This is a genomic window from Neobacillus sp. PS3-40, assembly GCF_030915485.1.
Classification (GTDB): Bacteria; Bacillota; Bacilli; order Bacillales; family Cytobacillaceae; genus JAUZPL01.
This window is the reverse complement of record NZ_CP133266.1, coordinates 4,387,795-4,409,917: the sequence shown is the minus strand read 5'-3', so window position 1 is coordinate 4,409,917 and position 22,123 is coordinate 4,387,795. Positions and strand designations below refer to the sequence as shown.

General features: G+C 34.6%; 29 protein-coding genes and 1 pseudogene. 8 read left to right on the top strand and 22 right to left on the bottom strand.

Annotated elements, in window-relative coordinates:
• The first annotated feature begins 779 nt into the window (after window positions 1-779).
• Window positions 780-1,112 (top strand): hypothetical protein, encoded by a 333-nt coding sequence (locus RCG20_RS21465; protein WP_308182159.1) that lies wholly within the window; start codon window positions 780-782, stop codon window positions 1,110-1,112.
• A gap of 549 nt (window positions 1,113-1,661) precedes the next feature.
• Here the strand turns inward: RCG20_RS21465 and RCG20_RS21460 are convergent.
• Window positions 1,662-1,928, bottom strand: a complete 267-nt coding sequence (locus RCG20_RS21460; RefSeq protein WP_308182158.1) for a hypothetical protein — start codon at window positions 1,926-1,928, stop codon at window positions 1,662-1,664.
• 330 nt (window positions 1,929-2,258) lie between these two features.
• Between RCG20_RS21460 and RCG20_RS21455 the strand changes: the two genes are divergently transcribed.
• A complete protein-coding gene (locus RCG20_RS21455; RefSeq protein ID WP_308182157.1) occupies window positions 2,259-2,828 on the top strand; it encodes a dihydrofolate reductase family protein in 570 nt (189 codons plus the stop codon).
• A 134-nt stretch (window positions 2,829-2,962) separates the two neighbouring features.
• On the opposite strand, the gene RCG20_RS21450 is transcribed toward RCG20_RS21455, so the two are convergent.
• From RCG20_RS21450 to rlmN, 16 genes are all read right to left on the bottom strand, one after another.
• Window positions 2,963-3,163, bottom strand: a complete 201-nt coding sequence (locus tag RCG20_RS21450) for a helix-turn-helix domain-containing protein (RefSeq protein WP_308182156.1) — start codon at window positions 3,161-3,163, stop codon at window positions 2,963-2,965.
• 47 nt (window positions 3,164-3,210) lie between these two features.
• On the bottom strand, window positions 3,211-3,858 hold the full coding sequence (gene deoC / locus RCG20_RS21445; protein WP_308184427.1) for a deoxyribose-phosphate aldolase: 648 nt from the start codon (window positions 3,856-3,858) through the stop codon (window positions 3,211-3,213).
• A gap of 183 nt (window positions 3,859-4,041) precedes the next feature.
• Window positions 4,042-4,299 (bottom strand): EutN/CcmL family microcompartment protein, encoded by a 258-nt coding sequence (locus tag RCG20_RS21440; protein WP_308182155.1) that lies wholly within the window; start codon window positions 4,297-4,299, stop codon window positions 4,042-4,044.
• Window positions 4,296-4,571 carry a BMC domain-containing protein gene (locus RCG20_RS21435; protein WP_308182154.1) on the bottom strand — a complete coding sequence of 92 codons (276 nt, stop codon included), beginning with the start codon at window positions 4,569-4,571 and terminating at the stop codon, window positions 4,296-4,298. Before RCG20_RS21435 ends, RCG20_RS21440 begins: the two co-directional genes overlap by 4 nt.
• Entirely contained in the window at window positions 4,572-4,856 is a 285-nt protein-coding gene (locus RCG20_RS21430) for a EutN/CcmL family microcompartment protein (RefSeq protein WP_308182153.1), read from the bottom strand. It lies immediately after the preceding gene.
• Between the two features lies 1 nt (window position 4,857).
• Complete coding sequence (locus tag RCG20_RS21425) at window positions 4,858-5,328, bottom strand: RpiB/LacA/LacB family sugar-phosphate isomerase (protein WP_308182152.1); 471 nt, start codon at window positions 5,326-5,328, stop codon at window positions 4,858-4,860.
• Window positions 5,325-6,164: a triose-phosphate isomerase gene (tpiA, locus tag RCG20_RS21420; RefSeq protein WP_308182151.1), complete on the bottom strand. Its 840-nt coding sequence runs from the start codon at window positions 6,162-6,164 to the stop codon at window positions 5,325-5,327. Before tpiA ends, RCG20_RS21425 begins: the two co-directional genes overlap by 4 nt.
• 11 nt (window positions 6,165-6,175) lie before the next feature.
• On the bottom strand, window positions 6,176-6,454 hold the full coding sequence (locus RCG20_RS21415) for a BMC domain-containing protein (RefSeq protein ID WP_308184426.1): 279 nt from the start codon (window positions 6,452-6,454) through the stop codon (window positions 6,176-6,178).
• A 113-nt stretch (window positions 6,455-6,567) separates the two neighbouring features.
• Complete coding sequence (locus tag RCG20_RS21410) at window positions 6,568-7,989, bottom strand: aldehyde dehydrogenase family protein (protein ID WP_308182150.1); 1,422 nt, start codon at window positions 7,987-7,989, stop codon at window positions 6,568-6,570.
• Window positions 7,990-7,991: 2 nt separating this feature from the next.
• Window positions 7,992-8,291 carry a EutN/CcmL family microcompartment protein gene (locus RCG20_RS21405; RefSeq protein WP_308182149.1) on the bottom strand — a complete coding sequence of 100 codons (300 nt, stop codon included), beginning with the start codon at window positions 8,289-8,291 and terminating at the stop codon, window positions 7,992-7,994.
• Window positions 8,292-8,294: 3 nt separating this feature from the next.
• Entirely contained in the window at window positions 8,295-9,035 is a 741-nt protein-coding gene (locus RCG20_RS21400) for a cupin domain-containing protein (protein ID WP_308182148.1), read from the bottom strand.
• Window positions 9,036-9,054: 19 nt separating this feature from the next.
• On the bottom strand, window positions 9,055-9,633 hold the full coding sequence (gene pduL, locus RCG20_RS21395) for a phosphate propanoyltransferase (RefSeq protein WP_308184425.1): 579 nt from the start codon (window positions 9,631-9,633) through the stop codon (window positions 9,055-9,057).
• Window positions 9,634-9,671: 38 nt separating this feature from the next.
• Window positions 9,672-10,655, bottom strand: a complete 984-nt coding sequence (locus RCG20_RS21390; protein ID WP_308182147.1) for a DNA-binding transcriptional repressor DeoR — start codon at window positions 10,653-10,655, stop codon at window positions 9,672-9,674.
• Between the two features lie 332 nt (window positions 10,656-10,987).
• Window positions 10,988-11,641, bottom strand: coding sequence for an alpha/beta hydrolase (locus RCG20_RS21385; RefSeq protein ID WP_374120554.1), 654 nt, complete (start codon window positions 11,639-11,641; stop codon window positions 10,988-10,990).
• Between the two features lie 412 nt (window positions 11,642-12,053).
• Entirely contained in the window at window positions 12,054-12,425 is a 372-nt protein-coding gene (locus RCG20_RS21380) for a VOC family protein (RefSeq protein ID WP_308182146.1), read from the bottom strand.
• Window positions 12,426-12,437: 12 nt separating this feature from the next.
• The gene (gene rlmN, locus RCG20_RS21375) at window positions 12,438-13,505 is read right to left on the bottom strand and encodes a dual-specificity RNA methyltransferase RlmN (protein ID WP_308182145.1); all 1,068 of its coding nucleotides are present in this window, start codon (window positions 13,503-13,505) and stop codon (window positions 12,438-12,440) included.
• 531 nt (window positions 13,506-14,036) lie between these two features.
• Between rlmN and RCG20_RS21370 the strand changes: the two genes are divergently transcribed.
• Entirely contained in the window at window positions 14,037-14,204 is a 168-nt protein-coding gene (locus tag RCG20_RS21370; protein ID WP_308182144.1) for a hypothetical protein, read from the top strand.
• A 134-nt stretch (window positions 14,205-14,338) separates the two neighbouring features.
• Here RCG20_RS21370 and RCG20_RS21365 read toward each other — a convergent pair whose 3' ends face one another.
• Together RCG20_RS21365 and RCG20_RS21360 are read right to left on the bottom strand one after the other, a co-directional pair.
• Window positions 14,339-14,488 (bottom strand): hypothetical protein, encoded by a 150-nt coding sequence (locus RCG20_RS21365; protein ID WP_308182143.1) that lies wholly within the window; start codon window positions 14,486-14,488, stop codon window positions 14,339-14,341.
• A 407-nt stretch (window positions 14,489-14,895) separates the two neighbouring features.
• Window positions 14,896-15,453 (bottom strand): hypothetical protein, encoded by a 558-nt coding sequence (locus tag RCG20_RS21360; RefSeq protein ID WP_308182142.1) that lies wholly within the window; start codon window positions 15,451-15,453, stop codon window positions 14,896-14,898.
• A 250-nt stretch (window positions 15,454-15,703) separates the two neighbouring features.
• Between RCG20_RS21360 and RCG20_RS21355 the strand changes: the two genes are divergently transcribed.
• The 4 genes and pseudogenes from RCG20_RS21355 to RCG20_RS21340 all read left to right on the top strand — a co-directional run.
• The gene (locus RCG20_RS21355; RefSeq protein WP_308182141.1) at window positions 15,704-16,669 is read left to right on the top strand and encodes a phosphotransferase enzyme family protein; all 966 of its coding nucleotides are present in this window, start codon (window positions 15,704-15,706) and stop codon (window positions 16,667-16,669) included.
• Window positions 16,670-16,870: 201 nt separating this feature from the next.
• Window positions 16,871-17,608 carry a metallophosphoesterase family protein gene (locus RCG20_RS21350; protein ID WP_308182140.1) on the top strand — a complete coding sequence of 246 codons (738 nt, stop codon included), beginning with the start codon at window positions 16,871-16,873 and terminating at the stop codon, window positions 17,606-17,608.
• Window positions 17,609-17,730: 122 nt separating this feature from the next.
• Window positions 17,731-18,975: a DHH family phosphoesterase gene (locus tag RCG20_RS21345; RefSeq protein ID WP_308182139.1), complete on the top strand. Its 1,245-nt coding sequence runs from the start codon at window positions 17,731-17,733 to the stop codon at window positions 18,973-18,975.
• A 320-nt stretch (window positions 18,976-19,295) separates the two neighbouring features.
• Window positions 19,296-19,445, top strand: a pseudogene (locus RCG20_RS21340) (IS1595 family transposase); the annotation flags it as partial.
• A 32-nt stretch (window positions 19,446-19,477) separates the two neighbouring features.
• Here the strand turns inward: RCG20_RS21340 and RCG20_RS21335 are convergent.
• The 3 genes from RCG20_RS21335 to RCG20_RS21325 form a co-directional block, all read right to left on the bottom strand.
• Window positions 19,478-19,669, bottom strand: coding sequence for a hypothetical protein (locus RCG20_RS21335; protein WP_308182138.1), 192 nt, complete (start codon window positions 19,667-19,669; stop codon window positions 19,478-19,480).
• 145 nt (window positions 19,670-19,814) lie between these two features.
• Window positions 19,815-20,618 carry a phosphotransferase gene (locus tag RCG20_RS21330; protein WP_308182137.1) on the bottom strand — a complete coding sequence of 268 codons (804 nt, stop codon included), beginning with the start codon at window positions 20,616-20,618 and terminating at the stop codon, window positions 19,815-19,817.
• A 189-nt stretch (window positions 20,619-20,807) separates the two neighbouring features.
• Window positions 20,808-21,197 carry a VOC family protein gene (locus tag RCG20_RS21325; protein ID WP_308182136.1) on the bottom strand — a complete coding sequence of 130 codons (390 nt, stop codon included), beginning with the start codon at window positions 21,195-21,197 and terminating at the stop codon, window positions 20,808-20,810.
• 419 nt (window positions 21,198-21,616) lie between these two features.
• Here RCG20_RS21325 and RCG20_RS21320 point away from each other — a divergent pair, with 419 nt between their 5' ends.
• A complete protein-coding gene (locus tag RCG20_RS21320) occupies window positions 21,617-22,084 on the top strand; it encodes a hypothetical protein (RefSeq protein WP_308182135.1) in 468 nt (155 codons plus the stop codon).
• Window positions 22,085-22,123: the final 39 nt, after the last annotated feature.

The window sequence follows — 22,123 nt, the reverse complement described above, 5'->3', positions numbered from 1 at the left end:
TATACCGGCAGTCCTTTTTTGCAAAATGAAGTAACAGAGATTTTAAACGAGGTGGATGAAATGCTAACTAAAAATACACAGATTTATCGTGACTAAGTAGAAATGATAGCTCTAGAGCAACTTTTCCAGCGAATCATTTAGGTTCGTTAGATAGAAGCTTCTATAGATTTTTCATTCAACTATTCACTCGTTCAAGACATGTATTCCTCTGAATGAGAACGTTCAAGTATTGACCTTGTAGTATTAAAATGGCTTTCATCCAATATTAAACGGCCCAATTCATTAAGAAGAGCGCATATCTTGCTCTAGAAATGCGCCAGATTGGAATATCGTTATTGAAGTAAATCTACCTGATTTTTTAATAACTTTATTTCATGGACCTTGCAATTTTTAAAATTTTTTCTCTTTTGAATGGTAATGATTTCTCCATAATTATCCATTTTCCCACTATCTACCCATTTTAAAAAATAGCCCTTGTTTACATTAAACTCTACTTTCTCAGCATGTGGAAAATCGTCATCAAACCAATAGAAGCCCCTTCTCAGGCTAATACCGCCCATCATCTTTATTATTTATTTTATGATTGGTCGAGAACACTCGTGACTTCAGTCGGGAGATGAAAATACTCTATACAAATCCAGTTTACATATTGAAAAATTTTCGGAAGTTCCGAATCACAAAACCCATTGGCACCCTAAACAGCCTGCCATACAGTGGTAAAAATTTAAATATCATAAAGAAATATAGTATAATGATTTAAGAAAAGGAGGTGAATGGAAATGGACGAGCAAAGACTAGATAGAATGGAAGATATGTTATCTAAGTTAATCATAATGGTGGGTAACTTGAATCAACAAATGCAAGAAATGAAGATTGATATTAACGAAATGAAAATAGAAATAAAAGAAATGAAGACAGAAATAAAAGAAATGAAGATAGAAATAAAAGAAGTCAAGAACGAACAGATGTTTATGCGAAATGAAAATGAAAAGCAATTCACAGTAGTTCATAAAACCCTAACTGATATTCGATTAGATCAAGACCACATTTGGGAAAAGGTAGTTAGGAATGAAAGAGAATTCGCTAAACTCAAAGGTCATTTTCAACTTTAATACCCCCTAATGAATACTTCGAAATATTCCCAAAACACTCCAAGGGGCAAATAATTGTCTACCATCATTTTTTATTTTCTAACAATTACTGTGTCTTGCCCTGTTCATAGGTGGTGAACAGGAACAATTTGTACAACATTAAAAAGAACTTGTCCACCACGCATCCTCGATCCACAACTTTTGCATCGGATATTTTAATTCAGTGACAGATGCATTAATGCATGATCCTTTTATACTTGAATCTTCTTTTGTTGGAGAAGTCCCTTCCGCTCCAATAATTGAGGTTGTGTTCGTCATGGTAAGCAAAAAAATGAATATCAATGCTATAAGCGGTTTTTTCGTGTTCGTTTTCTCCCTATTAATTTGTTTTTTCCGTTTTAGTATTGATAACTTTCTCTTTTTTTTGGTATATGGATAAGGAATTTAGGGCTTTCCGTACATTCTTCTTACTTAATGGCACTCGAATTGTAAGTGCCATACAACTGATTCATATAGTTTATTTAATCTTGAAAATAACCACAGAACCTAATTTTAGTTTTTCCAAATTACTCAGAATTCTATAAAGTAATCACAAAGAAAAAAGAACACCAAGAACAACCCCCAAAAGAGAAACCCATTCATCTTGCGTAGTCCGACTTTCCCGGTTATTTTCTTTATTATTTTTTCTAATGGTTTTATGAAAAAAATTAACACAAGCACAATCAACATACGATAACCAAAATGGATGGGTAATTCTCCAATAAGCGTCCCAATAATAATTGCAAAACATATTAAAATAAATGCATTAACGGTAGTTTCTTCCCTTTTTTTAGTCAATGTTATGCCTCCCCTCAAAAGAATCATAACACAATTGTTGTTAAAAAATACTAAATATTCCAGTTATTCAACTTATACTATCTATATAATAAATTTTCTCCTAAATTCATATTCCTTTTAGAATAGCTCTTGTAAAGGTGAATGTTGATAGTTGAGACATCCCCGAATACTTGTTATAATCAGAATAAGAACAAGTATTCGGGGATTGATTAAGGTGACCAAAGTATTTAGAAACTTGTTAAAGTATATCGACAAACATACTGTCAATAATGAAATATTGAATATCGGAGCAGAAGAAACAATATCTGAATGATGAAAGGAGAAAGAGTTATGTCAAATAACGTAAAACAGAGAAAAATTATCTTAGATTTAGCAGTTACTTTAGATGGTTTTATTGAAGGGAAAAATGGAGAAGTTGATTGGTGCATTATGGACCCTGATATGGGGTTCACTAATTTCTTGAATCAAATTGATACTATTTTATATGGTAGAAAAAGCTACGATTTATGGGGACAATATATCCCAAACGCTAATGACCCTGATACCGACAAAGAAATTTGGAAATTGGTTCATAGTAAAGAGAAATATGTGTTTTCCAGAACTCAAATAGAGACTGATAATCAAGCAAAATTTATAAATGAAAATATTCTTGAAGAAGTAATTAAATTGAAGAATAAGCCTGGTAAAGACATCTGGCTATATGGTGGAGCAAGTCTCATTACTGCTTTTATAAATTTAGGGCTTGTTGATGAATTTAGATTATCTATTCACCCAGTTATTTTGGGAGAAGGAAAACCGTTGTTTATTGATATAAAACAGAGGTTGAATTTAAAAATGGTTAATACAAGAACGTTCTCTTCTGGCGTTGTGCAACTATTCTATCATTGGAATGGAAATTAATAATATCGTTCCTTACAATGGTAAATTGTAAGGACAATCTCGGCAAATCCCGTATATTCTATGAGCAAAAAGCATCAGCTATAACTGATGCTTTGTTTTGCATATAAAAAGCTAATCATCTCTATAAAAAATGGTTATATTGTCATATCTCCAATTGAAAAAGTGCATTTTAAGACATGGGATAGCTTATATAAGATTGAAACCTGTACATCCACCATTTCTTCTTCGATAGCCGAAATGGTTTCCACATGTAAATCTGTTAAAAATGCAAGCTCTTCCTGGTCCATCTGATGTTTTAATCTAGCTTGTTTCAGTTGATATCCAATATTATTCATTCTTGTCACCTCTTAAATGGATAAGCGATTTCTTTGTTCTGAATCCCTTAATAGCCTGTTCCTTTTCCACCTGTAACAATTGCGATACCAGAGCTTGCACCAATTCTAGTTGCACCTGCTTGAACTAGCTTTCTAGCAGTATCTAAATCTCGAACACATGCAGATGCTTTTACTCCCATTTCAGGTCCAACAGATTCTCTCATAAGCTTGATATCTTCAGCTGTTGCACATCCTGGCCCAAAGCCAGTCGAAGTTTTCACGAATGTTGCTCCTGCCATCTTTGCCAGAATGCAAGCCTTTTTCTTTTCTTCAATTTCTAGGAGTCCCGTTTCAATAATTACTTTTACAGGAGCATGACCATTAACAGCTAAAACAACACCTTCAATATCCTTTTTCACCGTTTCAAAATCCCCTGATTTTAGAGCTCCAATATTCATAACCATATCTATTTCAGTTGCACCATTTGCAAGAGCATCTCTTGTTTCCGCAATTTTTACGAACGTACTTGTGGCGCCTAATGGGAAACCAATGACGGTTGTTACCCCAACGTTTGAACCCTTAAGTTCGTTGGCAGCTGTAGCAACCCAATACGGATTTACACAGACTGTTGCAAATTTATATTCTTTTGCTTCCTCGCAAAGTTTTACGATTTGATCCTTCGTACTTTCAGGCTTTAATAAAGTATGGTCAATCATTTTCGCAATAGATGCACCTGTGATAAGGTTTGAGGAAGATCCTTCTTTATATGTTATGTTTCCTAATCCCTTTACTGGCAATGCCTCAGTTAATGCTTGTTTATTTGTTAATTGTTCCATAATTTTATTCGTTATTTGTTCAACCAGTGCTTCAATTTCCAACGTGTTCACCTCACATTAATGTTAACAATCAACGATTCCGGCAATGACAGCATCAATTGCCCCGTTCGGGTCTTCTAAAATATCTCTTGCGGATCCACCTTCTTCTATGATAAGGACATAATCTCCAATCCCTGCATGGAAACGGTCTATCGCAATCATCGCATCTCCACATTCTTTACCAGATGGATCAATAGGGATAACAACCATAAGTTTTTTATTTTGATGACTTGGTGTTTTAACTGTTGAAACGATATTTCCAACAACTTTTGCTAGTTTCATTTTAAAGACGGAAGAATTTTTTCAATGTCTTGGTGTGGTCTTGGGATCACATGAACGGATAAAAGTTCCCCAACACGTCGTGCTGCATCTGCACCTGATTCAGTTGCTGCTTTAACCGCACCAACATCTCCACGCACCATTACACAAACTAAACCACCGCCAACATTCACTTTTCCTACTAGCGTAACGTTTGCTGCTTTAGTCATTGCATCTGCTGCTTCGATAGCACCTATTAAACCTTTTGTTTCGATCATTCCTAATGCATTATTCATTTATTTTTCCTCCATTCGTTTTACATTGTAATAGTCAATAATCCCCAATATCCCTGCGTCTGATGGAACAAGATCTTTATTTAATGGTATGGAAGACTCTCTACTTTTAGCTAAATAGACGATATCTCCTTCTCCGGACTGTCTTATCGTATCTATGGCCACAAGTGGTTTGCCTTTTTCATTCAATTGATCATCTACTGGCTGGACAATCAGTAGCTTTAAGCCTTTTAAATTGTCATTTTTATGAGAACAGACAATATTTCCAATCACTTTAGCTACAAACATTTTATAAAACCTCTTTCGAACGGCCTATGAACCTACTTTCAATCTCCATGATTTTTGTTACACGTCGATCATGCCGCCCCCCTGCAAAATCAGTTTCCAGCCATGTTTTTACTAGTTGCTTGGCTAGCCCTTCACCAATAAATTGGCCACCGATAGACAGTACGGTAGCATTATTGTGCTCCCTGCTGTTGATTACAGAAGATAAATCCCAGCAAACAGCTCCACGGACACCAGGAATTTTATTTAGCACCATTCCGCTTCCAACCCCGACTCCATCAATCATGATCCCTACATAGTCATCATGGGTGGCGACGGTTTCACCAACAAGAAAAGCAATATCTGGATAGTCTACGGATTCTTTAGCCTTGCAGCCAAAATCAAGATATTCATAGCCTAATTCCGTTAAATAGGTTTTTAGACTTTCTTTAAGTTCGTATCCACCATGGTCACTACCAATCGCAACTTTTTTCATTCATTTTGTTCTCCTTTGGCAAATACATTGATAATTTCTTCAAAAGTTTCGGCATTCAAGCTGGCGTTGCCAACGAGTACGCCGTCGATATCAGGCATTGAGCTGAACTCTTCTGCGTTTTTTTCATTTACAGAGCCACCATATATAATCGAAATGCTGTCTGCTGTTTGACCCAATAATTGTTTTAACACAGAACGGATATAGGCATGAGTTTCCTGGGCTCGTTCTGGAGTTGCTGACTGCCCTGTTCCTATCGCCCATATTGGCTCATAGGCAATAATAAAATTACTAGATCCAGTATTTTTTAATGCTCCGATAAGTTGTTCTGTTAAAATCTGTTCTGTTTGCAAGAAGTTCTTTTGCTCTAATGATTCTCCAATACAAATAATTGGAATGAGACCAGCCTTTATTGATTGCCGCACCTTTTGGTTTATAATCTCATCATCTTCATGAAAATATTGTCTTCTTTCAGAATGGCCGATGATAACATACTCACAGCCAACATCTTTGAGCATTTCAGTCGATGTTTCACCAGTAAAGGCGCCTTTTTCAGCCCAATGAACGTTTTGCCCACCGAGGGCAATAGGCTTAACTTGTTGTTTAATCATATTATTTGCTAGATATAATAACGGAGCAGGTGGGCAAATGACGACTGAAACAGTATCATCGCAAGTGACTTTTTCGAAAAAATCAGCTGTTTCCGCTAAAGTTTTATTCATTTTCCAATTTGCGATTACATAATTTGAACGCCCATTATGGGTTTGTACATCACTTATTGTTTGGCCAATGGTTTCTCTGACAAGATTTTTGATATAGCTTTCAATGGAATGTTCCATTCTCATCCACCTTATTCTGCTTTCGGAATAATCCCATCGACTTCAGTGTTTGGACGCGGAATGACGTGTACGGAAATAAGCGTTCCAACACGCTGTGCCGCTTCAGCACCTGCTTCTGTTGCTGCTTTAACAGCGCCAACATCTCCACGAACCATAACTGTAACAAGGCCAGCACCCACAAATTCTCTCCCTACTAAAGTAACATTTGCTGCTTTAACCATTGCATCTGCAGCTTCTATTGCACCTACTAAACCCTTTGTTTCAATCATTCCTAAAGCTTCTTGACTCATCTTATTTCCTCCTTTATCGATATTTACTTTTGTCTTTTCTTGCTTTTTCGTTTTATTCTTCTTCTCTTTTTCTTTGTGTGAGTCTTCAGAATCAACCAATTAAAATCACCCCACTATATGATTCTTAATCCATCGACTAAAACACAACGTCGCTTTCGAGTAAATGTTTTAGCGCTGGTTAATCCCTCACCGGTAGGTCCTGCGATTGTCAGAGTCGTAAAACCCTCACTTTCAAAGCCTAAGCCTGCAACAGATGGACCGTTTTTCACAAAAATAGTAGCTTGAATTTCTTGCGCCATTTTTGTTAAATTCGTGATATTTTGGGAGTGCATAACCGCTGTGTGCCTATTTCCTTTTTCGGCAATTACGGCACATGAGATCGCTTTATCAACATCAGGTACTCGAACGATGGGTAAAAGTGGCATTAGCATTTCGATCATGACTAACGGATGGTCCATATTTGTTTCTGCAATAACCAGCTTCACATTTGGACTCGCTTGTATTCCAGCTGCTTCCAAAAGAACGTTAGCATCCTTGCCGACAAAATCTTTGTTTGGGTAAAATTTATTATTTTTCTTTACCAGTACTTTTTCGAGTAGTTTTTCTAATTGGAAGCCTTTAAGCTCAACAGCCCCATTCTTGACCATCTCACTTTTTAAGGCGTTTGCAACCTTCTCAACAACAAAGACCTCTTTTTCAGCTGTACATAAAATATTGTTATCAAAACTTGCACCTGCGACAATGTTCGCAGCTGCATTTGCAATGATTGCTGTCTCATCTACCACGACGGGAGGATTTCCCGGACCAGCTGCAATGACTTTTTTTCCAACACTCATTGCAGCCTTAACAACCATACCCCCACCTGTAACAACAAGGGCATTTATAGATGGATGTTTCATAACTTCAGCGGACGTATCGATATTCGGATTTGCAACAGATGTTAGTGTATTTTCAGGTCCACCTGCAAATACTATTGCTTGATTTAAAAGTTGGATTGTTCTAATTGATACATTTTTAGCACTTGGATGTGGGTTGAAAACGACTGTATTACCCGCTGAAACTAGAGAAATTATATTGTTAATAATAGTCGCAGCTGGGTTAGTTGTTGGTGTAATGGAACCAAACACCCCAATTGGAGCATATTCAACAAGTGTTAATCCATTATCCCCTGAATAAGAAGTACTGGCTAAGTCCTCAACGCCCGGTGTTTTATTTGCTGCCAATAGATTTTTTACAATCTTGTCTGTTACTCTTCCTAAGCCCGTTTCTTGTACAGCAAGAATTGCTAATTCTTCCGCATGTTCACGGCTTATTTCTCTTATTTTCTCAATCATTTGTTTCCGAGTAGACAACGGCAGTTTTCGAAGGTTTTCCCATGCTTGAATTGAAGCGGTCACAGCTTCATCCACTGTTTCAAAGACTCCATTGCCAAAGCTTGCATCCAGATTTTTTGAAACAGATGTATCTGGTTTTTGCTCTAATTGTTGCAGGACTTGTGCAACCATTTTTTTAATATCTAACTCACTTATTTGCACATTTATTTACCTCCTTTATTAAAAGTTAAGGATCCTTCTATTTCAATTTGATCGACAATTCCTATGATTGCGGCATCAACTGGGACTCCATTTGTTATCTCTGTTTGTCTTGCCGAACTTCCGCTGACAACTAAAACTACTTCTCCAATTCCTGAACCAACTGTGTCAATGGCGACAAGTGGTTTTCCATCTTCTTCGATACTTTTCATATCAAGTGGATGCACAATGAGGAGCTTTTTGCCCTTTAATTTCTCTGCTTTTGTGGTGGAAACAATCGATCCAATTACTTTTCCAATGATCAATGGCTAACCTCCTTTCGAGGAGTCCGACTTGATAATTTGAATTTTAAGTTCCCTTGCCAAATCTCTGGCAACTGGTGTTATTTGGCTCCTCTTTGATACTACTAATTCTTGTATCCTATCTCGATGAGCCTTTTCAATATGTTTTGCAAGAATAAGAGATTGCTTTTCTGAATACGACTTATATTGTTCATCAACAGTAGTTGCTAGCTTACTTAATGGTACCCACTTTACTTGATCGAGTTGAATCTGGCTTATGTAAGAATTTAATCGTTCTAGTACAGAATAAGGTGCATATATTTGTTGGTAGACATTGGGTTCAACATCATCGTTAACAATTACAATTGGTTTGCCTATCAATTGATATTGGATTGACAACCATGCAGCTAAATCATCATCTATCGATAGAGCGAGCTTTGATACCAACTGATAGGAGGCAACTGGAACAACTAAAAGTGCGGATTTCTCAACAAAGTTATTTAATTCTCTATACGAAGTATCTTCTAAAAGTACATATGATTGGTTAGAAAGGTTTGCTGATAAAGGCAGCCAGTCTTTCGTTAAAAGTAACGTCACGTCGTAGGATTCCAGCAAACGAGTAACCGCTTTCAAAATGTTTGAAGGATAAAGAGAGTGATAACCTAATAAAATTACAATTGATATCTTCCTTTGTTCTGGAATGAATTTTTTAAAATAAGCTTCAACTTCTTGTTGGACAAGTGATTTGACTTTTTGTTTTACATCCACTGCCACAGCCTCCGCCCACTTATGAATGGCTTTCTATCAAAATAATTTCTCCACATTGCCCTTTTTTAATATTTGCAGCATTTGCCTCATCAAGGTCAATGTGCATCTCGAGCACATAGTTAGGCGAAACACGTATAAGTACATTTGAAAAGATGATTCCTCGCTCACCATTCACCCTTACTTGAACACGGTCACCGTCTTTTAATCCTAAAGTTTCACTGTCACTCGTATGGATATGAATGTGGCGAGACGCACAAATTAGGCCTTCACCAATAGTGACCTGTCCCCGTGGTCCTTGGATCGTAATAGATTCAGAGCCTATGATATGACCGGAATTTCGAATCGGTGGTTTCACCCCTAATGTAAATCCATCAAATAATGAAACCTCTACTTGAGTTTTACCTCTTGCGGGACCAAGTACCCGAACATTTTGTATGTTCCCTTTAGGGCCAATCAATGAAACCGTTTCCATTGCAGCGAATTGATTTGGCTGAGATAAATTCCTAAGATTCCTTAGTTTATGCCCTCTACCAAAAAGTCTTTCAACATGCTCGGGTGCTAAATGAACGTGGCGGTTTGAAACTGCTATTGGAACCATTTTTGGTTTTAGCAGCGTTTTTGTTACAACACTTTTGACTATTGCTCTAATTTCTGATTGATCCATTCGTCTTCACCACCAACCATTTCTAGTAATGCCTTGGCTGAATACTGATCTGTAATAAGGACATTGGCATAGTGACCCTTTAATGCCCCATAGATGCCATCGATTTTATTCCTCCCTCCAGCAACTAGAATTCCATATTCTTTCTGAGCTAAATGATGAAGGTCAATACCAATGGTTCGATCGTTCAAACTAAAATTACATATATTCCCATCACCATCGAAATACCTCGAACAAATATCTCCAACTGCTTTATTTGTCTTTAAGGTTTCAATATCTCCTTCTAAAAAGTAGCCTGCCTTCATCAAGGTGGATTGTTCACCTGGATCTCCTACAGTGTAGATTGCAATATTTGCTGCTTTACCTAACTCCAACACACTTTTAATATGGCGATCCGCAACAATTGCATTTTTTACAACAAGATGGTCGACTACTGCAGGGACCTGTAAAAAATGGGGTATTGTATTAAAAGCACTAGCAAGTCGGTTGATAATTTCGGATGCGTATGTATTTGATTCTGAGTAGCTAACCCCTCCATTAAGTTGGACAACTGTTACATCCTTAACATTTTTGGGTTGAATTTTTTTCACTAGCTCAAATATTGTTGTTCCCCATGTAATACCAATGGTATCTCCATTTTTAACAAGGCCATTTACGTACTCAGCAGCTACTATTCCAATGTTCTCTTTGATTAGGTTATCTTCAAACTTTGGAACAGGAGCAACTATACATTGTTTTAACTTAAATTTCTCCTTCAAAGTTAAAGCCAATTGTTGAACAAAATCTGTAGGATTCACTATTTTTATTTCAACAATCCCCTCTTGTTTTGCTTGCAAAAGGAGGCGAGAAACGGTGGGCCGAGAAATTGCAAACTTCTTCGCTATTTCTTGTTGGTTAAAATCCTGTAGATAATACAACTCAGCTATCTCAACTAATCGTGATATTTTTTCAACTTCCATGTCAGATTCACCTTAATTTGAAATTATGTTAAAATAGATATGAACATTTGTTAAGTATAGTATAACTCCTCAAAATTTTCTGTCAATAATAATTTTAACTATTGCAAATGTTAGTAATACATAGAAAACAAAAAGGGCAATACATACTAAATGGCCCCCAATTTGAATGGAGTTAACAAAAGAAAAACGCCTAATCAATTTGATAACGGATTCAGTTTTAAAGTAGAAAATTAAAATTAACTATATAAAAAGAGGTGCAACAAGCACCTCTTTTGTATTTATTTTAGCAATTAAATTAGCACCCTAATTGGTGAATTATTGATAACATCAGTTTATGGCAAATTTGAACTGATAGTTTCTTGGAGTCTTTCCATTATTTTTGATAAAACTAAAATTGAATTTGTTGTTTGAAGTTCTCCAATATCTAAGGAATGATTTGCGTTTTGGACGACATCAATCTTTAAATTCGAGTTACTTAATTGGTTAATTTGATTCAAATTGTAATGATGGTCTTTATCCCCGATAACTAATAGCCCTTGATGTTGACTATTAAAGATTGAGTCAAATATCGAATCGAACCTCAATAGCGGGGTAAGTAAAATCATTTTTGATTTTAAGAATTCATCTCTCTTCATTAGATCATTTGCAATTGGAATTGTTCCGAGTGATTTGCCTAAAAAAATTGTATCGTTGTATTTACCATTTTTTAAAACCTCCAATATCACAGGATTAATATCATCCATCATTATTTTGGTAATTTCTTCAATGGTTTTTTTCATTGTTTGTTCATCATAAGTGTAATGGATATGGACAATATCGATTTTGTTTTGGAGCATTACCATTGTCGAATAATAAAACAGGGGTTTATCGTAATTGTAACCTGAACCAGAAAACATAAAGCAAATAGTTTTGGAACCTATTTCTTTATGTGTATAACTAATTGCTTTGTCTATTGTTTGTATCCCCTTTTTACTAACATTCACCATTTTCCCCTCCGCTCCTTTTATAAATATTTTAACATAACTTACCAATTCTTTATAAAAAAAGTCATCCTCCTTATTGTAGGATGACTTTTTTGACATGAATTTTCTCACTATTTTTGGAACCTTTTTTAGCATACTAATTTATATGTCAATTACCGATAAACCTTATCAAATCAACAAAAATAAAAGGTTCAAATCATATGCGATTTGAACCAAAAATTGAAATGCCAATTAAGCTTTTGTACTCCTGATCTGAACCCGTTATCAATTTGATTAGACGTTTCATTTGAGCTTACAAGAAAGTTTATCTTTGTTAATGAACTAAAGTAAGTAACTATCGTTGTTAAATATTCAGGACTCAAATCGATAAGTGCAACTAGTTTATCGCCGGAGCTAACTAAGTTTTTATTATATATTATTTATCTAAATCCCATATAATACCATTTTTATCCATCAAGACAGCATGCAATGAGCCCCAAAATGATTTTTGTAGCTCGATTAGAACATTCTTCGCATTCTCATTCAATGCATCATATATCTTTTGGATTTCTTCTTCGGTATCAAGCATCAAAAAGATATGCATATTGACGTCCGACTGTGACTGCTCTAACAGGTCGCCAAAGAAGAGTACACATTGTTGGTTGATGTGCAATTCAGCATGCATGAGTTTTTCAGGAGAATCTTGGTGAGGAATAATATTTTTTATCTCACCGCCAAAAATATTTTTATAGTAATCAAGGTTTTCCTTACAATTTTCAATAAATATATTTGGAATAATACTTTTCATCGTTTTTTTCTCCTATTGAACTTTTTCTTTTTTCATTTGTTTACTTCTTAACTGCCCGCATGCAGCATCAATATCTGTCCCGTGTTCCTGGCGAATTTTGCAATTAATCCCTCTTTTTTTCAATGTATCATAAAACGCTAGCACCGATTCCTGTTCACTTCTTTGATATTGACTATGTTCGTCCACTGGATTATATGGAATTAAATTCACATAGAGTTGATGTTTTAGGTGTCCAAGAAGATCAGCAAGCTCTGTTGCTTCTTCCTTATGATCATTTACATCCTTCAACAAAATATATTCAATCGTTATCCGACGATTGGTTTTTTCAATATAATATTCCATTGACTTCAATAGTTTTTCAATTGGAATAGCATTATTTATTTTCATAATACGACTTCGCAGTTCATTATTTGGCGCATGAAATGAGATCGCCAAGTTAACCTGCATCTTAGTATCTGTGAATTCATAAATCTTGTCAGCGAGCCCGCTAGTCGATACAGTAATTCGTCTAGCTGCAATAGCAAGTCCTTTATGATCGATGATTACATTTAGAAAGTTAAGCAGATTTACAAAATTATCGAATGGTTCACCAATCCCCATCACAACAATATGACTTACGATTTCCCCTTGTCCGATTTTATCCAAATGAAGCTGAACATTCATAATCTGCTCAACAATTTCCCCACTGGATAAATCTCGGCTTTTCGCTAATAAACCACTTGCACAAAAACTGCAACCGATGTTACAGCCTACTTGTGTAGTGACACAAACAGAGCTGCCATATTTATGCCTCATCAAAACTGTTTCAATTAAATGGCCATCATGCAATTTAAATAAAAACTTAATCGTTCCATCTGCTGATTCTTGCTTTATATGCTGTTGTAAGGTTTGGATGATAAAGTTCTCTTTAAGTAATTGAATACACTCTTGATTTACATCCGTCATCTCACTAAAATCTGTTACTCGCTTCCGATAGAGCCAATCCCAAACTTGTGCTGCCCTCGATTTTTTATGGCCATTCTCCATCAACCATTCTTCCAATTGATCTTTTGTAAATCCATATATAGACTCTTTATTCATATTTTTTCCTCTTTTCATAACCAAAATTTCATATTTTGCCACTCAAGTGGTTTTTTAACTTACTTCTATTTGATATAACCATATTTATCCAATAGGCAAAATTAATGTATTGTAACAAAGTAAAGCTCTAGCCTCATTTTTCCCCTCTGCAAAGCGTACTTCATCACTATTATCCTAAATTTAATGATAATCCTCAACAAAAATTAAATTCCATAAATTCTATCATACATCCATTCTTCCTATTTGTATCTGATTCTGTTTCGCTTTGCGTATGAATGTAGCTTTTATTCCATCCTATTAAAAAAGTCTTAAAACATTAAATATTCTATTTCTTTTGAAGAGTATTGATATAGAGGTATAAAAATGCATGATGTAACTTTGACCAAGCCGAAGTCTCTCCAGAGTGAAATTCCTTTAGGTGTCGAGTGCACGGATAGTGAGATTACTAACGGTATTGCTCTAAAATTAGTTTTAAGTTTGCAAGAATGTGCATAAGGACAAGCTGAAACAGTTCGTAATGATGTTGGCATAATGTGGCTAGAATTTTATTCAGAGTGGAAAACATTCGGGGCAACGTTAAAAAATAGTTATGCGGAAACGTGGTTGGCTAATGCCCCCCTCGAAAGGAAGGGAAATATCGTTCGTGAATGCCATGAACGACCAAACCCGGTTGAACTCCAAGGAAAACGTCGTTCATAAGGCATTTTTTGTAACTTTTTTATTTTACATTTTAGTTACTAAAAATTTTGTTATCCATTTGCCTTTTATACAAATATTGTTTTTGCGAAAATTGTTTACTGCACTGGAAGAATGGGTTCCGTAAATCATAATTTCTAATGTACACGAATATTTTCTCGAAGATCTTCATCATGGCGAACCCTTGTGTGTTTTGATTCTAACCGCTCGAATTCATTTATATCTATTTCCTTTGATGTATTTCGATACTGTAAATTCTTTAAATTCTCAATGAATTTATTAGGCATACCCATATACCTCCCTGTTTAGTTAAGTTAATTTTGGATGTTATAATTATTATGGCTATGAATCATGCTTCATATAAGCATTCTTTAAATAGACGCAATTGAAAGATAATACAAAAATTTAGACTGTTTATTTTCGTTTTTTCCCTTTTTGTTTAATAAATCATAAGATTTTAGAGTTGCCCAAAAACAATTTCCCAAACTAATGAAAAACCCCGGAAGAAATCATATTCTCCGGGGTCGTTTCTATTTATTTGAATTTTTGAATAAAGAAATGGGTGGTGCTGCGCAAAAGTGAATCAGTTTATTTAATCGAAGTGAAAAATATATCTGAATACATTATCAGTAATAGAGCATTTGTTTATCACTATTACAGGCTTGTGTAAAATCCTGAATAGTTAGAGTTTCGCCTAAAAACCCATTTCGCTTTGCCTTGGAAATCCTCCCATACCCATTCCACTCTGTCCTGGGAATCCTCCCATACCCATTCCGCCATGTCCTGGGAATCCTCCCATACCCATTCCGCTATGTCCTGGGAATCCTCCCATACCCATTCCGCTATGTCCTGGAAATCCACCCATGCCCATCATTCCACTCTGACCAGGAAATCCTCCCATGCCCATCATTCCGCTCTGACCAGGAAATCCTCCCATGCCCATCATTCCGCTCTGACCAGGAAATCCTCCCATGCCCATCATTCCGCTTTGGCCTGGAAATCCACCCATGCCCATCATTCCGCTTTGGCCTGGAAATCCACCCATGCCCATCATTCCGCTTTGGCCTGGAAATCCACCCATACCCATCATTCCGCTTTGGCCTGGAAATCCACCCATGCCCATCATTCCGCTCTGACCCGGGAATCCACCCATACCCATCATTCCGCCCTGTCCTGGAAATCCTCCATAACTCATTCCATCATGTCCTGGGAATCCACTGTAACCCGATCCACCTAAGAATTGTGTTGTCATTATATATCTCCTCCTCAGTTTCATTACAGAGGTAGTGTATGTGACCTATTAAAAAGATGAATAGTTATTAGCCTATATAGAAGAATTATATTTCTTTTTCTTTAGAGGAAATATGGTAATGTTTTTTAAAGAACTTCATTCCACTTACTTTGCGGGATTGTTAAAAAATGAACTCAAAAAAGGTTAAAAGTTATTCACTATAGAATAGTAAATTTATGTATTAACAGCAATACTTGATTGGAGGAAAAGGTTGAAAACAATACACGTAAGAAATTCATTATTAACTAATAGTTCAGTAGAATTTCTTGTAAATTCATATGAGATTGGAACAATTATTAAATGTGAATTTTTAACAAGAGGATTAAATGATACCTATTCAGTGTTTACAGAAAGTAACAAATATATTTTTCGCATTTATAGAAAAGGTTGGAGAGAAAAAACAGATATATTGTATGAGCTAGATGCAATTAAGCACTTATCTGAATATGGGTGCAGAGTTTCTATTCCAATTAAACGAAAGGACGGGAAATGGTTATCTGAAATTTATACACCTGAAGGGACTAGATATGGGGTGTTATTTACGTTTACAAAAGGCGATAGACCCGAAATTAATAAAGAAAATTGCTACCTTATAGGAAAAGCTTTGGGTAATATCCATGAAGCAAGTGATTCCTTTATAACAAATCATAAAAGGAATTTTGAATTAAACTTCCTCCACTTAGTAGATGAACCAATGTCTTTAATAACACCAACGTTACAAAAATTTATGAAAAATAGTAAAGATTCTTTTTTAAATCAGATTATAACTAACATTAAATTTGATATAGTAGGCAAAAATCTTGAATATGGTTTTTGTCACGGTGACTTTCATAATTTTAATATGCATTTGATGGAACAAAAAATAGAGGCTTTCGATTTTGATTGTTGTAGTATTGGCTATCGTTCCTATGATATCGCTGTATTTTGGTGGAATTTGAAGCAAAACTATTCAAATGTAGAAAATCAATGTTGGGATGAGTTTTTAAATGGTTATCTGAGTCAAAAGAGTATTAGCAATGATAACCTAAACGTATTATTAAAATTTGTTACTTTAAGAAGAATATGGCTTCTAGGCACCTTATTAAAAAATGATGATGTTTGGGGTACTCATTGGATTAATAAAAAAAATCTTGACAATTTTTTAACTCAATTAGAACAAGACGTAGAGAAGTTTTGATATAGCGATCAGTCTATGTAACTGTTCGCCATTTGATTTTTATTTTATTTCATTCAAAAGCCACTATAGAATGGGTGAGTTTTTTTTATCAATTTCTACTTAATCTTAACTAGTTTTCAGCTAATACGAAATAAGTTTTTGCATTATTTTTACCAAAGAAGATAAAATAACGGTATTATCCAAAAGGTGGAGAGTGTTGGCATGGAGAAAAAAATAGCCGTTCTATCTGATATCCATGGTAATCATTCTGCATTGCAAGCAGTGTTGAATAGTATTGACGAAGAAAACAATATAGAACATATTTATTGTTTAGGTGATTTAATTGGGATTGGGTATGAAACAAATGAAGTCCTTGAACTTCTTTTTTCCCGCACGGACGTATCCTTTGTTATGGGGAACCACGATGAAGCAATCTTAGACATACTTGCAGGTAGGGTTCCGTACAGTAAAGGCACAGAAAGAGAACATCATAAATGGATCGCAGAACGGATTGACCATAAATATATTCGCTATTTAGTGGAAATTCCAGCTGAATTATCTTCTATTTACAATCGAAAAAGATTTATTTTTACCCATTATCATTTGAACGATCACAATGAATTTATTAAAGTAGATAAAGAACCAACTGAAGAGAAGCTTGATAGCCATTACAGAACATCAGATGCAGATGTTATTTGTTTTGGCCATCATCATGTCATCCATCACTTCAAGTCCAAGGAACGACTATACTTAAACCCAAGTTCTTTAGGTTGTTATCATAAGCCTTTTGCACCTTATGCTATAATAACTGTTGGGGAAAACGGAGATATGAGTGTGAGCTTTGAAGAAGTACCATATGATAACAAGGATTTTTTACTAGGATATAAACGTCTGAATGTGCCTGATTCTGATTATATTTTGAATATTTTCCATGGCAACCAACATTTAAACTATATGTAATTTGCAAGAAAAGTTGATGACGTTTTATACGCATATTTGTTTTTTGGATAAGAACCTCCCCTCCGTTCAAAATAACATTTATGAAATGAACTTAATTTTAAATTTGGATGGTGATTCACTGGATGAAACTTTTTACAGATATAGATCTTGATGGTCTTGGTTGCAGCTTGGTCGCAAAGCTTGCCTTTGAAGAAGAGGCAAATGTATCTTACTGTTCCTATCGAATTTTAAACCAGCTTGTTGAAAAATTTATTGAGAATACGGAAAATAACGATACTGAAACATATATTACTGACCTTGCAGTAAATGAGTCTGTCGAAAAAAAGCTCGAAAAACGGTTTAAAAATGGACGGCATATTAGAATGATTGACCATCATGTAACGGCCATGCATTTTAACAATTATAAGTGGGGTTTGGTTGAGCCTGTATATGAAGACGGCAAAAAAACCTGTGCTACTTCATTATTTTATGATTATCTTGTAAAGAACAATAAAATTCAAAGGAGTAAAGGCCTAGAAGAATTTATTGAGCTTGTTCGCCAATACGACACGTGGGAATGGTTTGAAAACAATAATGTTACTGCAAAACGGCTAAATGACTTATTTTATATTTTGAATCGAGAACAGTTTGAGAAAGACATGTTAAAAAGGCTCCGTGAAAACCCTGATTCTTTCTCCTTAAACGAAACAGAAAACTTTCTCTTGGACATAGAAGATCGCAAAATTGAACGGTATATTCATTCGAAAAATAGACAAATTGTGCAAACCTTTATAAAGGAATATTGTATCGGAATTGTCCATGCGGAACAGTATTTATCCGAACTCGGCAATGCCTTAAATACACTCAATCCACATCTAGATATGATCGTTTTGCTTAATACAGGTGGAAAAAAGGTAGGATTCCGGACAATTCATGATCATGTAGATGTATCAGAATTTGCTACTCGTTTCGGAGGAGGCGGACATCCTAAAGCATCAGGCAGTGAACTAACCCAAGAAGCATTCGAAAATTTCGTTGTGAGCGTATTTAACTTGCCACCTATCAAACTTGACCCAGAAAAGAATGAGATCAATGTTAAAGGGGCAACATATGGAACCTGTTATGAAAACAGGAAGGGAGATATCTCTTATATTCGGCCACTGGAAAATGATACATACGAAGTGATTCATATTGGGAAAAAAATAGATATGCATTTCGATTCTTATGAAAGTGCAGAAAATTTTCTTAAGCGAAATTATTCTTCTTCGCTTCGTTATGATAATGACTATGTTCGCTATCTTTGCACATCACATTCAATTTCAACGGAGGAGTTAAAAGAGAATTACGCTTCCATTATAAAAAAAGTAATTGATTCTACTGAAAAATAAACTTGAATTAAATATGGTCTAACAGAAAAAACCTGGGCATGATCCATTGTCCAGGTTTTTGATGACCAATATTAATCTTCTAGAAATCAATCCCCATATCCATTTTAACAGGGCTCTCTTGAATATCATCAACTTCTAATACTCCACCCACATTAACTGCAATTATGATTGCTACGAAGATTTGGTGGTACGCAGATTTATATAAAATTATTACTAATTTTCAGTGATAAAAAACCTTGTACCAGTAACAAAAAATATGCAAGTACTAAAAAAATAGTATAATGAGCCTACGATGTTATTCGTCTATTTATTATGATAACCTTGATAACTATCTTTATTGGTTCCGTTGGCTTGAAATTGACAAGTATTTATCCTTTGAAAAACAAGTGGAACAAATGCTTATTTCAGCGTGTCAAAAGTCAAATCATACAACTGTCAGTGATTTAAGAATCGCAGTTAAAGGATATTAAAAAATGGACAGTAAACAAATTCACTATCCATTCTAAGTTTGATTATTCCGTCTATCTTTGAAGAAGTTTGAAGCAATCAAGAGTAGTATCCCTACTATCATCAAAGGAATTGATAAGGTTGAATAGGGTTCCGAAACAGCAAGTGTTTTGAATGCAGCTCCAGATGCAAAAATCCATATACCAATAAAAGCCATAACTTTACCTAATTTTGTAAATTTCCCCAATTTTAAACACCCCCTCATATAGCCTATCGTATCGTAGATAAATTGATATTAAAAAACAACAAAGTTTACGAAAACAGCCTTAAATTAAAATGAATAGTTTAAACCTAATGACCGGTACAATAAGCACTCACTCAGAAATTGTAACCTATTTTATTTTTTCTATTTTCGTACTAATGAAATTAAATAAAGCCAGTTTTTCATTTTCTGGTATCCTTTCATTAAGTCGTGCTGCTGCAATAGGTAATTCCCACTGTTGCACTTCTTCAATCTTAACATTTGATATGCTTGTGTAATGTTTTAAGTACTCTAGATAAAACTTCTTTCTAATGAAATTAATAATTTTTACTTCTATGTATGTTTTTTCTGGAATCACACCATACTTAAACATTATGGATGTTCTAGCAATATCAGCTCCTGGATTTCCTCGTGTAGCTGTCATCCAATCAATTATTACCGGTTTATCTTTGGTTAGAATTATGTTATCTGGATGAAAATCGCCATGACAGAGTACATTTCCATCGGCAAGTTTATCAATATATTCATATAACTTGTTCTTTTTATCTTCCACTAGGTCTGTCTCTGATATATTATCCTTGAGTTTAATTTTATTATTAGGTATCGTAAAATCTACCTTCTGCTGAATTGATTCATGTAATTCTGCTAATTTTTTCGCTTCACTCTTTACTGACCAGGGCTTAAAAGCTACTTTTTCCATCATGGTAATACCGTTTACGCGTTGGTAGATAATGCCCGTTCTATCGTCAATTTCTACAATCTTATAAACTTTAGGAGTTAAATTTAGGTGTACGTTAATATTTAAACTAGTTTTATATTCATTTTCAATTGCTATTTTTGGAAAATCTGACCTGAAAAGTTTTAAAACTTTATCAGCTCCCCACTCAAATACTTCAGATGTTCTACCTTGTCCAATTAATTTTCCCTTTTCCATATATTCTCCATTATTTTTAAATTTGATTGGAAATAGATTTCAATTACATTGTATCTTGTAAGAGTCTCTTACACTCCAGATTGTAAAGAAAAAGCCCTCTCCCTTTTAAAAATTAGAGATATAGGACTCTGTTACATATAATAATTCCAACTTGTTTTGGAAGTAATGGTTTAAGCCAACTAGGGTTTTCTATAAAGATGTTGGCTGGAAAAGTTCGAGTGATTCTCCATCAGGACCTTTAAAGAAAATATAGTTAGCTCCATTCTCGAGGCTAGTAGGTTCCTCTCTTTTAAAGATAACATTTAAAGATTTTAGCCTTTGAATTTCTTCCTCTAAATTATCCACGGTAAATGCTATATGATTGACCTTTCCTTCATCAGGAAAATTTCTTCCAGAACCTGATATTAGCTCAACATATATCTGCCCACTCTTTTGATCACCCAAAAATGCTAGTTTAATTTTAGCATTGGGTTCAATTATATTAAATAAATCAAAGCCCAATGTGTTTTGGTAAAAATCTATGGAAGTTTTTAGATCATTTACCATAACACCAACATGTTCTATTTTTCTAATTGCCATAATGAATACCTCCTATTTTGTTGCGATTTCAAAGTGCATTTGGTTAGTGTTCCTATTTTGCATTTTTTTACAGATTAATTTTTCATAGTTTTACTATAGCAACCCCGTTGATATTTGTATATCAATGACTATTTTCTTTAAAAATTTATTTAATTTTAGTCAATCAAGGAGCTAAAAGTCTCCTTAAGGTTACAAATGAAAAAATAGTAATTAAAATAACAGATTTACAATAGCTATTTCCATTTTGCTAATTGATGTTCTAAAGGGAATTCTTTTACTAAGACTATTATGTTAACCTTGAAAAAGAATTGTAATTTTATGTTAGAATATATATAAATTGAGAAAAAATGTAATAAAGATAGTGTTGCAGCTAGTTATTACAGACAAATTAATCAAACTTTAAGGGGGGATGTTTTATCATGAAAAAGAAATTTATTATATTTGGAGTATTGATTTTCATTATTTTTGGTGCATTTTCCATAATGCAATATATGAGATATACAACATTTCAAAAGTTAGTTTTAAAAGGAAAAGATTCAGTTTATAAAGTTGCAATTATTAGGCAAGGCGCTGACGGTCGAACAGAGGCAATATTATCCATAGATGATGAGAAATCGAAAAAAAGGTTAGTAGAAGATTTTTCAAAAATGAAGCTAAAAAAAGTGTTTGATCAGGGAGGATCTATAGGAAAGTATTTAATTTTAATATATTACAATACTGGTAGTTATACGCTAATGGTATCTCAAAAAGATGGTAGGTTTCTCACAATAAATGATGAAGGAAAAAGTTGGACTTATAAAATCGTTAATAAGGTTAATTATTTAAAAATGATTGATAATGATAACTTAGATTGGGAATATTTAAAAAAAAAAGATGATGCCATATGACATCATCACAAATTGTATTTATCTTTATTGTATGAAAAT

Bases quoted from the DNA above. Each gene is read 5' to 3' on its own strand.
- deoC (WP_308184427.1), bottom strand. From the start codon at position 3,858: ATGATTGACCATACTTTATTAAAGCCTGAAAGTACGAAGGATCAAATC.
- RCG20_RS21365 (WP_308182143.1), bottom strand. From the start codon at position 14,488: ATGCCTAATAAATTCATTGAGAATTTAAAGAATTTACAGTATCGAAAT.
- RCG20_RS21350 (WP_308182140.1), top strand. From the start codon at position 16,871: ATGGAGAAAAAAATAGCCGTTCTATCTGATATCCATGGTAATCATTCT.
- RCG20_RS21360 (WP_308182142.1), bottom strand. From the start codon at position 15,453: ATGACAACACAATTCTTAGGTGGATCGGGTTACAGTGGATTCCCAGGA.
- RCG20_RS21370 (WP_308182144.1), top strand. From the start codon at position 14,037: ATGTGGCTAGAATTTTATTCAGAGTGGAAAACATTCGGGGCAACGTTA.
- RCG20_RS21345 (WP_308182139.1), top strand. From the start codon at position 17,731: ATGAAACTTTTTACAGATATAGATCTTGATGGTCTTGGTTGCAGCTTG.
- RCG20_RS21415 (WP_308184426.1), bottom strand. From the start codon at position 6,454: ATGAGTCAAGAAGCTTTAGGAATGATTGAAACAAAGGGTTTAGTAGGT.
- rlmN (WP_308182145.1), bottom strand. From the start codon at position 13,505: ATGAATAAAGAGTCTATATATGGATTTACAAAAGATCAATTGGAAGAA.
- RCG20_RS21450 (WP_308182156.1), bottom strand. From the start codon at position 3,163: ATGAATAATATTGGATATCAACTGAAACAAGCTAGATTAAAACATCAG.
- RCG20_RS21380 (WP_308182146.1), bottom strand. From the start codon at position 12,425: ATGAAAAGTATTATTCCAAATATATTTATTGAAAATTGTAAGGAAAAC.
- RCG20_RS21440 (WP_308182155.1), bottom strand. From the start codon at position 4,299: ATGAAACTAGCAAAAGTTGTTGGAAATATCGTTTCAACAGTTAAAACA.
- RCG20_RS21325 (WP_308182136.1), bottom strand. From the start codon at position 21,197: ATGGCAATTAGAAAAATAGAACATGTTGGTGTTATGGTAAATGATCTA.
- RCG20_RS21465 (WP_308182159.1), top strand. From the start codon at position 780: ATGGACGAGCAAAGACTAGATAGAATGGAAGATATGTTATCTAAGTTA.
- RCG20_RS21435 (WP_308182154.1), bottom strand. From the start codon at position 4,571: ATGAATAATGCATTAGGAATGATCGAAACAAAAGGTTTAATAGGTGCT.
- tpiA (WP_308182151.1), bottom strand. From the start codon at position 6,164: ATGGAACATTCCATTGAAAGCTATATCAAAAATCTTGTCAGAGAAACC.
- RCG20_RS21330 (WP_308182137.1), bottom strand. From the start codon at position 20,618: ATGGAAAAGGGAAAATTAATTGGACAAGGTAGAACATCTGAAGTATTT.
- RCG20_RS21385 (WP_374120554.1), bottom strand. From the start codon at position 11,641: ATGGTGAATGTTAGTAAAAAGGGGATACAAACAATAGACAAAGCAATT.
- RCG20_RS21320 (WP_308182135.1), top strand. From the start codon at position 21,617: ATGAAAAAGAAATTTATTATATTTGGAGTATTGATTTTCATTATTTTT.
- RCG20_RS21390 (WP_308182147.1), bottom strand. From the start codon at position 10,655: ATGGAAGTTGAAAAAATATCACGATTAGTTGAGATAGCTGAGTTGTAT.
- RCG20_RS21430 (WP_308182153.1), bottom strand. From the start codon at position 4,856: ATGTTTGTAGCTAAAGTGATTGGAAATATTGTCTGTTCTCATAAAAAT.
- RCG20_RS21455 (WP_308182157.1), top strand. From the start codon at position 2,259: ATGTCAAATAACGTAAAACAGAGAAAAATTATCTTAGATTTAGCAGTT.
- pduL (WP_308184425.1), bottom strand. From the start codon at position 9,633: ATGGTTCCAATAGCAGTTTCAAACCGCCACGTTCATTTAGCACCCGAG.
- RCG20_RS21425 (WP_308182152.1), bottom strand. From the start codon at position 5,328: ATGAAAAAAGTTGCGATTGGTAGTGACCATGGTGGATACGAACTTAAA.